The 13,345-nt window shown below is 48.2% G+C and carries 1 protein-coding gene (cut by a window edge); it reads right to left on the bottom strand.

The window, feature by feature from the left end; genetic code table 11:
- A protein-coding gene (locus D0C16_RS22555) for a calcium-binding protein (protein ID WP_151034424.1) crosses the window boundary here: on the bottom strand, window positions 1–13,345 show its start. It extends 27,362 nt beyond the left edge of the window; 13,345 of the gene's 40,707 nt are visible here — the first part of the coding sequence; it begins with the start codon at window positions 13,343–13,345; its stop codon lies beyond the left edge, outside the window.

The following is a 13,345-nucleotide window of genomic DNA, read 5'->3' as shown; positions in this document are numbered from 1 at the left end:
GCGTGATTCGCCCCGAGGGGTCGGTTACGCGAACACGATTGCCAAAACTGTTGTAGGCATACACGGTTTCCCACGCATGACCATCCGCATCCTGCACACTGGTGAAGGTCCTGTTGGCAGCATCGTAGGTAAAGTGAGTCCGTATACCACGCGCATCAGTGACATCCAGCAACAAACCGACTTGATCGTAAACTCGTGTTTCCAGCAGCACCTCACCAGAGGCGTCTACACGTTTGGTTTGATATAAATTACCGTCAGTGTCATAGCTGTATTGCAAGGACACGCCATTGCCATCCGTCACCTCAATTTGCTGGCCGTGACGGTTGTGGGTAATACGGGACTCGATACCAGTAGGTGTACGCGTAATCACACGGCGACTTGCCGCGTCATAGGCATACAGCGTTTCATTTCCGGCGGCGTCAATTTGTTTGAGTGTGCGACCAAACGCATCAAATTCGGTGCGGCTTTGGCCACCCAATGCATCGGTTACCACAACAATACGACCAGCATCATCGTAACGGGTCGTGGTGGTTTTACCACTGGCGTTGGTTTCACTTACCACGCGCCCGAAGGCGTCATACACCTTCTTGCTACCCAGACTCAGGCCTTCTGTATCCAGCAAGGTACGGGTACGCAAACCACGGGTATCGTATTCATACAAGGTAGTAGTGACTTTATTCGCCAGCAACTGCGGGTTTTTCGCAACCGTTTCCAGAGTGCGGGTTTCACTAATCAGATCACCAAAACCGCTGTACTGGTAGCGAGTCTGGTAGCCCTCGGCATCCACCTTCTGTAACGTTCGGCCAGTGCGGTCATAATCCACTGTTTCAACACGATCCTGCTGGGCATCTGCAATCGCGGCAACACGGCTGCTGACCAGCGCAAGGCCAACACCGCCGGTTAAACCGGCGGTGGAAATAGTGCCAGCATACTGTGTAGTTGAAACCACCTCACCAAAGGTATTGCGCCCGGTAGCAACTACCTCACCCAGATGATTCACCCGGTACACTTCACGACCGGCATAATCGTAGAAATACAGGGTGGTATGACCATTGGCATCGCGCGCACTGGTCAAATGGTTATTGGCATCGTAGCTATATTGCGTACCGTAATCGCGATACAACGCATCCACTTGCGCCGCCGTCAAACCGGCGTGCAGCAATGCACTGCCCTCGGCATTCAAACTGCCTACCAAACGGCCAAAGGCATCGTAACGCTGATGCTGAATACGTACATCCGTAAAATCAGCGGCCCCTTCACCGGAGGTTTTCTTCAACAACTGGCCCAGTTTGTTGTAGAAATAACGCGTAATACTGCCTTCCGCATTGATCTCGGAATCCACCTGACCACGCGCGTTATATACCACCACCGACGTCTGGTCTTTGGTGTTGGTTGCACGGGCACGCACGCTGTCGAGCGTATCGCCAGCGGTAATACCGGTCACCAGATTACCGTAGGCCACCGTCGTGACCCGGCTACCATTTTCACTATAAATCGTTTCAGTCAGGAAACCCTGCGCACTTAACTGGCCAACTTCACGCCCCTGCGCATCATAGAAATAACGGGTGGATTGATCCTGCGCACTGGTGGGAACCACCAGGGAATCCGCATTTACCGCACGGTTAACGCCGGTAAAGGCATCGTAATGACGCTTGATCTGGTCAGAGCTCAGCGCCTCACCATAGATCGCAATATTATCCAGCAAGCCCTTGTAGTTCTGCGCACTGGCACCCGGCAAACCACCGGCATAGATACGGTCTGAATTTGACCAGGACATCAACCCCGCCACACCGGAGAACACCAACTTGCCATCCACATACAATTTGCCAATCGAATCCGAATAAATCGAACCATTGGTAAACGTATTGGACAACACCACCTGGTGCCACTGGTCATCCGCCAGGCTAATACCGGTATTCACCCAACCGCCGGAATAGGTTTTGTATTCCAGAACATTATTTTGCAAACGCAAACCGTAATCGGTATGGCCCAACAGATGACGTGCCCCGGTTCCCGGCGCACTGGTCTTCATCCACAACTCAACTGAACCGGTCGCGTAATTGTGGTAATTAGTAACCCCCAGTGTTGAACTCACACCCAGGTCCGCATAAGTGCCCGAGGTGCCGGCAAAGTTCATCGACTTGCCGCTGCCATACGCACCTGATTGACCGGCGGTAACGCTACCAAAGACTGTGCCGTTAAGGCCGCTACCGCTGGTGTCGGCCAACGTAGTTGTGGTGGCATCATCAAATTGCCACAGCGCCTTCGGATTATCGGATTTCAGCACCTGCAACGGGTTGTTCATGGTCAGGCGCGCCAGATTCGGCACCGATTCTGCATAGGCAGTACCGCTGAGGCGATTACCCAGCGCATCGTACTGGTTGTCCGTCACATAATTGGCTGAATCAATCGTGCGCACCAGGTTGCCGTCCGCATCGTACACATAGCGTGTAGTGCGCGACTGCTCTACATCTGCCAATTTAATAAATTGCGTGGTTTGGTGCTCAACACCAGTGGTGCTCACATGGAATTCACCCGCCCCTTTGTACAAGGGCTCACCCGTGTCCGCGCGGTATTCGATACTGTAGGTGTGGGTGCCCAACGTCAGGTGATTGAACTCAGCATAGAAATAATCCCCTTCCTTCAACACTTTGACGAAGGGTGAATTATTAACACTGATATAAGCCGACAAGGTGTTCTGGCCAGGAATGCTGCCAAAGCTCACTCGCGTTTGTTGATAAGTCACTTCTTCTTGTGCCACCAGCGCAAACACATCCGCCAGTTTCCACACAGTGCCATCCACAAAACGGATTTCGTTGATACGTGCGTTAGTGTTGCCATCACTGACAAAATAATCGGCAATCGTTAACCGGTCTTCGGTGTTCAAGACACTCAGGAACAGATCCGTCGCATTGCGGGTCAAGCGAATATCCGACGGCAAAAAGTCGGCCGAGAATTGCACTACATCTAACTGGGCTGTGACTACGTCGGTATTGTAGTAATTAGCGTTGTAAATAACATCGCGCCCAAAACCACGCTCGAAGCGGTAGGTATCGTTGCCACCTCCGCCATAGAGCGAATCATTACCAGCACCACCCAACAGGGTGTCGTTACCTTTTTCGGTTGAACTGCTATCGCCATACAGACGGTCATTGCCAGCACCGCCTTGCAGGATATCGTGGCCTGCTCCTCCCCAAAGGTCATCGCTACCTAAACCACCATCCAGCCAATCCTCGCCCGCATCTCCTTGCAGGGAATCATTACCCGCACCACCAACGAGCGAATCATGACCCGCACCGCCATACAATGCATCATGGCCCAAATCACCAAACAATGTGTCATTGCCGCCCGCTCCAGAAATCCAGTCATTCCCATTGCCAGCACTAATGACATTACCATCGGAGTAGGTGTAAATATTGTTGGTTTTTTCTGACGTAGCAATTACCAGTGCACGAATATCGTCCACCGTCCAGATAACACCACCTTCCGCGAAGCGAACCTCTTCGATCGCGTAAGACGAAGCGCCTTCAAGATCAAAATAATTATTAATTAAAATACGATTTTGCGAAGGGACGTGCGTTAAATACAGATCATTACTGCTGCGCGTAACTTCAATGTCCGAGGCGAGAATACCTGTGCCGAATTGGACAATGTTAAGTTGATTGACGTATTCCGCAGAGCCAAAATTATGTTCGGTGATGGTGTCGGAACCAAAACCCAAATCGAAGTGGTAGGTGTCGTTACCCAATCCACCACGCAAGGTATCGTTACCGATACCGCCGACTAAATTATCGTTGCCGGCATCACCATCGAGCGTGTCGTTATCAGCACCACCGTAGAGCCAGTCATTATTATTGCCGCCAGATAAAGAGTCTGAGCCTGTTCCGCCGTAGAGCGTGTCATTACCCGCTTCACCGTAGAGGGAGTCGTTATCAATACCACCATCAAGGATATCGTCACCCGCTTGCCCCCAGATAGAGTCCCTACCTTCCAGGCCAGTAATCGAATCATTACGGCTATCACCTACCAGGTAATTTGATTCAATAGTGCCTACTGACACAATGTTTTGAATTGTTGCAGCGTCCCATACCGCAGTATCACCCAACACCACTCTATTTATTTCATTGCGAACCGCTGAGAAATGTGAACTTACACGGACACTGTCACCAGTGCTGATAAGCGTGATATACAAATCATCGCCATAGCGCGTAAAACGAACGTCAGATACCGCAATGGCATCATCCAATCGCAGGATGTCATTTCGTCCTACTGAACTATCATCGTTATAAATAACATCCTGTCCGTCGCCGTAGCTGAAGTAGTAGGTATCGCTACCTTCACCACCTGAAAGGGTATCATTACCCTTTCCACCCACTACATAATCATCGCCGGCCTCACCATAAAGATCATCGCCATGCAGACCACCTAATAACGTGTCTTGACTGGTGCCACCATAAAGCACGTCTGCCCCTAAACCGCCCAATAGCAAATCGTTTCCGGCATAACCAAATAGGGTATCGTTATCAATACCTCCATCTAGTGTATCGTTACTCGCTCCACCATAAAGAATATCCCTTCCAACCAAGCCAGAAAGGGTAGAACCATACAACGTTTGAGAATCATCACTACCGACTGAAAGATTGTTGAAAATTGCTGCAACATTCCAAACTGTTGAGTCACCGAAAATGATTTGGTCAATCGCATAAGTCGCAGAGGCAAAATGATTTTCAACAGCGATATACTCGCCGGTACTGATCAAATTGACGTAGAGATAGTCACCCGAGCGGGTTAACCTAACATCAGAAACAGGAACAGAGTTATGTAGGCGCAAAATATCAATACGCCCGGCTGTTGAATCGCTGTTATCGATACTGTCCAGTCCATCACCGTAACCGAAATAGTAGGTATCATTACCCGCACCACCGGTCAGAGAATCGTTGCCAATACCACCGGTTAAATGGTCATCACCCGCCTCACCCCGGAGGTTATCAGCACCAGCGCCGCCATTGAGCGTGTCATTACCAGCTCCTGCATAAAAAACATCATTGCCCTGCGCACCCGACAAGACATCGTTACCGGTAGTTCCCGTTAACGTTTGGGCTGCAGGAGCAGTAACAATATTGGACGAAATTTGGGAAGCATTCCAGACAGTACCATTACCAAATACGATATTAGTAAGTGCATAGGAAGCGCCGTAAAAATGATAATCAACTGTGATAGTTTCACCAGTGCTGATTAACGTGATTCGCAAATCGTAATTAGAAGAGCCAGTCCTTACCAAACGAACATCAGTGGGTAATATTGCGTCCGCAAGACGGAGAGTCTCTATGCGACCCGCGGTAGTGTCATACGCATAAATAGTGTCGTTGCCATCACCATAACTAAAATAATAAGTATCGTTGCCAGCATCACCACGCTGATAATCATTGCCCAAACCACCAACTAAATAATCATCGCCCTCGTCACCATTCAAGGTATCGTTATCCGCACCTCCATAAAGTGAATCGTTACCTACTCCACCGTATAGCGTGTCGTTACCAGAGCCACCCAATAACAAATCGTTGCCTTCTTCTCCCCAAAGACTATCGGTATCCAAACCACCATCTAACGTATCATTACCAGTTCGCCCGCTTAATCCATCCTTTCCAGCCAAACCGGTTAATACGTCATCTCTGCCATCACCATAAAGATTTTCAGAGTTATTAGTTCCGATGGACACTATATTTTGAATAGTTGCCACATCCCAAATAACACCATTCCCAAATTGGATGTTATTAATTGCATATGATGAACCACCGAAATGATAATGAACTGTGACGCGCTCACCGGTGTTTAACAGTGTAATGATCAAGTCGTTGCTGTAAGTTCCACCTCTGGTCAAACGTACATCAGACGGCAAAATATCATCGGCCAAGCGAACAATGTCATTACGCCCGCTTGAAGAATCATTTTGGTTAAGCCAATCATAACCATCACCATAGCCAAAATAATACGTATCGCTGCCAGTACCACCATTTAACGTATCATTTCCGATTCCCCCAACTAAATAATCATTGCCTTCATCACCGTTTAACACGTCATCGCCAATACCACCATACAATGAATCATTGTCGATTCCACCGTACAAATTGTCGTCACCAGTTCCACCGATTAATACGTCATTTCCTTCTTCGCCCGAGAGATAATCTGAATCTATTCCGCCGTCAAGCGTATCGCTGCCTGTTCGCCCATAGATACTATCTTTTCCCGCCAAGCCGGTAATATTGTCATTCCTTGAATCACCAACTAACAATTCTGACTCAACTGTGCCGGTCGAAACCATATTTTGAATGGCTGCGGAATCCCAAATAACACCATTACCAAATTGGATGCTATTAATCATGTAACCAGGAGAACCAAAGTGATAATTCACCGTAATACGATCACCGGTACTAAGCAACGTAATAACCAAATCGTTGGTATAAGATCCGTCTCGAGTCAATTTAACATCGGATGGTAAAACATCATCAGCTAGACGAATAATGTCGTTGCGACCACTTGAAGAATCATTTTGATTAATCCAATCCAGTCCATCACCATAACCGAAATAATAAGTATCGCTTCCAGTACCACCATCTAATGTATCGTTGCCAATTCCACCAACTAGAAAATCATTACCAGTATCACCATTCAATGTATCGTTGCCTACCCCCCCATTCAGTGAATCGTTATCGGCACCACCGTATAGAACATCAGATCCAGCTCCACCAAATAATAAGTCGTTACCGTCATCCCCCCAGAGAGTATCAACATCCAAGCCACCATCCAGTGTGTCATTGCCTGCACGACCACTTATCGAATCCCGCCCATCCAATCCAAAAATCACGTCATCGCGGCTATCACCGACGGTGTACTCAGACTCATTAGTACCAGCCGCCGCAATATTTTGTATGGTTGCAGCATCCCAAATAACTCCGTTGCCAAATTGGATGGCATTTATCGCGTAAGCTGAAGAACCAAAATGATAATAAACAGTGAGAATATCTCCCGAACGTAATAACGCGATTAACAGGTCACTACCACTCCGTGTAAGTCGAACATCTGAGGGCGGCACATCATCAGCAAGACGAACAACATCATTTCTACCGGAAGTAGAATCATCATTATTAATTCTGTCCAGCCCATCACCATAACCAAAATAATAGGTGTCGCTCCCAGCTCCGCCTTCTAGACTGTCATTACCAAGTCCTCCAGCTAAATAATCATCTCCCGTTAGACCGAGTAGAGTGTCATCACCAACACCACCATACAGCTTGTCATTACCTTCTTCACCATGGAGATAATCGCTTCCCGCTTGACCTTCAAGATAGTCATCACCGACACCACCCCGGAGACTATCATTACCTAAGCCACCAATAAGCCAATCATTACCGCCTTCACCATAAATAGTGTCCGCATCATCACCACCGTCCAGGAAATCATTCCCGGCGCGACCATAAAGGGTGTCAACACCTTGGCCACCCCGCAATACATCATCGGTGGTATCAAAGCCATAAATCACATCAATGCTATCGGTGGAGACAAGCACCTTGGACATCAAATCAGTTTTTTGCCACACAACGCCGTTGGCAAATTCAATAGCGCCTATCGCACTAGTAGAATTGCCATCACTCAGGAAAAAACTGGTGACTGTAACTTTGTTGCCAGAAGGGACGTGAGTAACAATTAAATTATTGCTGCTACGAGTAACGCGAATATCGGAAGAAGAAATGCCATTTCCGAAACGAATGATGTCAAACCGATTGGCCTGGGATTCAGTTACATTCCACGAATTATTAATTGTGTCTGAACCGAAATTCGGTTCAAACACATACACATCGCGGCCATTACCGCCATAAAGCGTATCGTTACCAGCACCACCAACCAGAGTATCGTCACCGTCTTCACCACGAAGATCGTCACTACCCAAACCACCAACTAAGAGATCATGACCAATGCCCCCCCAAATATAATCGTCATTCATCCCTCCATCCAACGTATCATCGCCGGCCATACCATAAAGGGAATCATTGCCTAACAAGCCCACAATGTTATCGTTGCGATTATCCCCCACCAGATAATCTGCATGGCGAGTGCCAGCCGTTACAATATTTTGAATAGCCTCTACATTCCAGACTGTGCCATCACCAAATACAATTGCATTTAGCCGATAATCAATATTCGTGCTGAAATGGCTGCTAATAATAATTCTGTCGCCGGTGCTGACCAAATTAACTTGCAGATCGTCACTTGTGCGAGAAAGAAAAACATCGCTTACACTGACGCTGTTATTAAGGCGCAAAATATCATTACGACCAACTGTGGTGTCGTAGTTATTAATCGAGTCTTGCCCATAACCATAACCAAAATAATAGGTGTCGTTCCCTGCACCACCAGAGAGTTGATCGTTAGCTGTACCTCCATCTAAATGGTCATTACCTGCGCCACCAGAAAGGTTATCCGCATTTGCGCCACCAAAGAGGTAATCATCGCCTTCATCTCCGGTCAAAATATCGTTAGATATTCCACCAGATAACCAATCATTTCCTGTGCCGCCGTAGAGTGAATCATTACCAAAACCACCAATTAATGAATCGTCTCCCGCCTCACCCCATAACTTGTCATTATCCATTCCACCATCAATAGTGTCGTTGCCAGCATCGCCATAAATCTGGTCCGCACCTTCAAAGCCGTTCAAAACATTGTTGGCTGAACTACCATATATATATTCAGAGCTATCTGTACCTGTTGCGATTGCATTTTGTATTTCTGCACTCCCCCAAATAGTGCCATTACCAAATATGATTTGGTTAATCGCGTAGGACGCAGAAGTAAAATGATTTTGAATGTATATGCTATCGCCCGTACTCAATAACGTTAAATATAGATGGCTAGACGTACGACTCAATCGTACATCTGAAACAGGAATTGAGGCGTCAAGATAAATTGTTTCTGTGCGCCCTGCTATTGAGTCATAGGCATTGATAGAGTCTCTGCCATCGCCATACGCAAAATAGTAAGTATCATTGCCAGCTCCACCAGAGAGGGAGTCATCCCCTTTCCCACCAAATATGTGATCATCACCTGCATCACCATTTAGCGAGTCATTACCTAACGCACCAAACAACGAATCATTGCCATTGCCACCATTAATAGAATCATTGCCTACACCACCTAACAGCGTATCGTTACCAGTGGTGCCGTTTGTGGTTGTATTTGCAGGAGCAGTAACGATTGCAGCAGTAATTTGCGCTACCGTGAGAGATGTGTCGTTAAATTGAATGGTATTAATTTGATAAGTTGCAGATGTGAAGTGGTTGTTTACCGTAATACGCTCGCCTGAACTGATTAACGTAGCTATCAAATCATTGCTTGATCGAGTCAAGCGAACGTCTGACGCGTTAGCTGCGATGCGCACAACGTCGTTTCGGCCAGCGGTGCTGTCATTATTATTAACAATATCGACACCATCGCCGTAGCCAAAATAATAGGTATCGTTTCCAGTGCCGCCGTCCAGCCTATCATTGCCCAGCCCACCCGTTAGCTGATCATTACCAGCATCACCATACAGTGAATCATCGCCAAGCCCACCAAACAACTGATCATTTTCAGTTCCTCCGGACAACGAGTCATTACCCGCTCCACCGTATAACAGGTCATCACCTGCCTCACCGTAAATAAAGTCATCATCAATTCCGCCATCGAGCGTATCTTTCCCTGTATTGCCATAAATAGAATCAACACCAAACGAACCATTAATTACATCATCTCGTCCATCGCCGACCAAATATTCGGGACGAAGCCCACCGGTACTAACAATAGACTGAATAGCGGCCTTGTCCCAAACCGTACCATCACCAAAAACAATTTGATCAATTGCATACTGCGAATAATAAAAATGGTAGGAGACCGTGATTTGATCACCGGTACTCAATAAAGTGATATATAAGTGGTGCGTATCGCGAGACAGACGAACATCCGATGCGGTCACTGCGTCGTGTAAACGAATAACATCGTTGCGTCCTGCAGTGGAGTCGCTGCTACTAATCGTGTCTTGTCCATCCCCGTACCCGAAATAGTAGATATCACTCCCTACTCCACCATCCAGGGTATCGTCGCCGGTTCCTCCCCACAGCTGATCATTACCCGCATCACCATTCAGGTTGTCATTACCGACACCGCCGTAGAGCAAATCATTATCTGCCCCACCCGATAAACCATCAGCCCCAATACCACCGATTAATACATCCGCTCCCGTATCACCATACAGGGAATCATCATCAGCTCCACCGTCCAGTGTGTCGTTGCCTGCAACTCCATAAATCCAATCCTTTCCTTCAAGTCCGTTAATAATGTCATTGCGAGCATCACCATAAAGACTTTCAGCATAAGCAGTACCGGTAGAAACCAATTCCTGTATTTTGGTGCTATCCCAAATCGTTCCATCACCGAAAACAATTTGATTAATTGCATACTGCGGATAATAAAAATGGTAGCTAACTGTGATCTGATCACCAGTGCTCAATAAAGTGATGTACAAATGGTACGTATCTCGAGTCAAACGAACATCTGACACAGACACTGCATCACCTAAACGAATAATGTCATTGCGCCCTACCGTGGAATCGCTTGCACTAATAGTGTCTTGTCCATCCCCATACCCGAAATAATAAATATCACTCCCTGCTCCACCATCAAGATTGTCATTCCCTGTGCCACCCCATAACTGGTCATTACCCGCTTCACCATTTAAGTTGTCGTTACCACTCGACCCGTAGAGGAAGTCATCATGATTACCGCCGTACAGGTAATCGTCATCCTCGTTACCAATCAGGGTATCGGTCTGGTCACCACCGTAGAGATAGTCATTGCCCAAGCCACCATCGAGCGTGTCAATACCGGCATAACCGTAGAGCGATTGTGCAATATCACTGCCCAGCAAATTGTCATTGTTCGCCGTACCAAACAGGTTGCCCTGTGCACCGCGTGGCTTGCGCTGTACGTTTTCAATCTTCACATCCAGCAAGGCAAAACTTTCATCATCACCGGTGAATTTCTCGGTACCCGTCAGACGACCTGCACCATCGTATTGATAAAAGGTGATGTTGTTTTCCGCATCCATTGCATACAACAATCGACCGGCAGCGTCATACAAATTTTGGGTAGACCTGTCCCGTTGAGCATCGGCAACCGGTCGGATAAGAGCGATATCAGAGGGAACTACCTTGCCAGCAACCAGCCATGATTGAGTGTTAACACGATTGGCGTATTGGGTGGTTTTGGTTTTTAAACCTCGGCGGTCATAAACATATTCAGTTACCGCACCGGTGGCATCCACGGTGGCAGTTGTACGGCCGGCCGCATCGTAAAAAATGTAACTGCGCGAACCATCCGGCGCCTGTTCACCTCGACGCTGGCCAGCGTCATCATAAAAATACAGGGTTTCCCGTGCGGGAGTTGATGAACCCACAGGCGCTTGCTGGGCAATGCTGACCAAACGTCCGGCAGCGTCATAGGTACTCAACGTGCTGGTACCCTCGGCATTCACCACCTGGATTGCATGGGCCGCATCACTGTAGGTGGTTGTCGACAAGCCACCATCCGGCAGTAATTCGGTCAGGCGACGACCGAGCCCGTCGTAGGTGTAAGTGGTGGTATCACTTTGCGATCCGCGGGTGTTGACCTGCTGCAACAAACGGCCAAACGGGTCGTACACATGGCTGGTAATTTTGGTGGCGGTGTTGAGAACACCCGCACCACTGCTGTTAACCTGGGAATGTTGGGTCGTTTTGCTTAATTGACCACGCAGGTCGTATTCGAAATCCGTACGTTGATTTTTTGCGAGATTCTGGCCAGAAATCCAGGTAGTTAAATCGGCTTCGCTGAGACTATCAGCCGGTGTGAGTGCCGCCAGGTTATAAACCGCACCGCCGTATTTGATCGTGCTGGTTTTTTCCCCGTTTGCATTGTACTGGTGCTCAGTAACACGACCAGCCGCCGAAACTTCAAAGCGCAACAATCCGGCACTGTTATATACATAGCGTGTGGTGAGTGGCTTTTGGGCAGTTTCCGCTCCACCACCATCCGGATCCGGCGTTTGATAGAGGGTTTCGGATAACAACTGGTTGCGGGTGTTGTATACACGCTTGACGGTATTCCCCAGGTCATCCTGCTGGCCGATCGCGTTACCGGCGATGTCATAGGTATAGGTAATACGGTTGTTTTCACCATCAATGGTTGCGGCGATATTGCCTTTGGTATCGTATTCATAGCGAGTCGATAACCGCTGGCCATTCAGGGCTGGCGATTGCTGCTCCAGCAGTTGGCCCTTGGCATCAAACTTATAAATCCACTCCTGACCCAGTGAGTCAAATACACTGGTGGTGTTGGTGCCATAGAAAAACGTAGTCGCAGGGCTACTTCCTTGCGCTACCGTTTTGACTCGCCATTTCAGGCTAACCGAATCCTGCTCATAGGTCAGGCTGGTAACCTGCCCATTGCTTTCCGTGACACTGGCGATACGGGTGGACGTACCGTCGTAGGTATAGGTCACCCGATATACCTTGCCGTCAGCAATAGTATTATCGTCCGGCGTCAAATCAGTGATTACGGATTCCAGTCTACCCGCCGCATCGTATTGGTAGCGTGTAGCGGTTTTCTCCGTCCAGGTCGCACCGTCATAAATACGATTGACCAGCGCCTGTACCTGGCCACTGCCGTTGTACTCGATGCGCACTGCTTGCTCGGGTTGGGTGTGATCCGCCTTGGTAAACACTTCGATCAAACTCACCCGGTTTGATCCATCGTAGGTAATGCGCGTCAAACGGCCTGCAGCATCCGTGAGACTCGCCAGTCTCCAGCTGCCTCCGAATGATTGATAGGTCTCGCTCGTTACACCGCCGTCTTTGGAATACACCCAGGCCGTTCCATTGAACGACAAAGTGTCGTGCGCACCATCACCATCAGCACTCTGGTAATAATCAACACCAGTCTCGGTGCGCACGTAGGTAAATACAGTTGCGGAGCCATCGGCGGCGGTGCGGGTAATTGTGGAGAGCGCAACATAGTTGCTTAGCGTCTGGTTAAAGCTGAACCGGTGTCCATCATTGTTATCACCGTCCAGCTGACCAAGGCTGTTGTAGGTTCGAAGGATCTGATAACCAATGGCATCATTAACCAGGATTTCATCCCTTTGCCTCAGAATCAAATTCCCTGTGGTGGCGTTTACATGGGTTGCTATCTGGCTGTTCCCTGCCCCTCCTACGTCTGATTTAGCGACTTGTACGTTTAATAAACCCAGACCAGATCCAGAGACAATTGCAACCAT

It is taken from the genome of Cellvibrio sp. KY-GH-1, from assembly GCF_008806975.1.
Taxonomy (GTDB): domain Bacteria; phylum Pseudomonadota; class Gammaproteobacteria; order Pseudomonadales; family Cellvibrionaceae; genus Cellvibrio.
Note: the sequence above shows the minus strand (reverse complement) of the source record. Positions and strands in the feature narration are given on the sequence as shown.